We start from the raw sequence: 303 nt of genomic DNA, 5'->3' as shown, positions 1-303 counted from the left end.
ATTAGAATTATTTGAGAAGAATAAAGGCTTTACTAAGAAAGATATTAATCTTGCTTCATTATCAAAACAATTTGAAACGAATACAAAATACCTTTCCGAAATCATTAAAACTCATCGTCAAAAACAATTTAATTCTTATTTGAATGAGTTGAGAGTAAATTACATTGTAAATCGACTTCAAAATGAGCCGAAATACATTAATACGAAAGTAAGCTATTTAGCAAGCGATTGCGGATTTGCTTCTCACAGTACTTTTACGACAACTTTTACTCAAATAATGAACGAATCTCCTTCTGCTTTTAT

Annotated in this window: 1 protein-coding gene; it reads left to right on the top strand. The window is 28.7% G+C overall.

The window, feature by feature from the left end:
• The coding region (locus tag QWI17_RS23555) for a helix-turn-helix domain-containing protein (protein ID WP_302724990.1) at positions 1-303 on the top strand (303 nt) is incomplete at both ends.

The organism is Gilvimarinus gilvus, from assembly GCF_030518155.1.
Taxonomy (GTDB): domain Bacteria; phylum Pseudomonadota; class Gammaproteobacteria; order Pseudomonadales; family Cellvibrionaceae; genus Gilvimarinus; species Gilvimarinus gilvus.
Note: the sequence above shows the minus strand (reverse complement) of the source record. Positions and strands in the feature narration are given on the sequence as shown.